General features: G+C 61.2%; 1 protein-coding gene. It reads right to left on the bottom strand.

Features of this window, described 5'->3' with window-relative positions:
• Positions 1-74 precede the first annotated feature (74 nt).
• Positions 75-533 (bottom strand): transposase (locus AC6CIE_RS27790; protein ID WP_498094968.1); only part of this gene is annotated, 459 nt, incomplete at its 5' end.

Below are 533 nucleotides of genomic sequence, written 5' to 3' on the forward strand. Positions count from 1 at the left end.
GGGAGTGTCAGTATTTTTGTGTTTGAGGCGTTAGAAGCCTGATAGTTGGTTCTATCAGGCTTATTGATGCTATCTCAGCGATACGGGTCAGTGAAGCGTTCTGCATAAATCACGGCGAACTGGTTCATAGCGGCCTTCCAGTCGTGCGTGGCGCTGCCCCAGGCCCCGGTGATGTTGCGCAAGACCAGCCACAGTAGCTTGGTGGCGGCTTCGTCGCTTGGGAAGTGACCTCGCGTTTTCACCGCGCGGCGCAGTTGGGCATTGATGCTCTCGATCGCATTGGTGGTGTAAATCACCTTGCGGATCGCCGGTGGGAACGTAAAGAACGGGATCACACGGTCCCAGGCCCGGCGCCATGCGTCTGCGATCGGCGCGTAGCGTTGGCCCCAAGGGCCTTGCTCGAACTGCACGAGCGCGGCCAGCGCTGCCTCCACGGTCGCCGCCGTGTAGATCGGCCTCAGCGCCGCAGCCACCGTCCGGCGCTCCTTCCAGCTGGCGTATTCCAGGCTGGAGCGGATCAGGTGCACGATGCA

It is taken from the genome of Achromobacter sp. GQ309 (assembly GCF_059759315.1).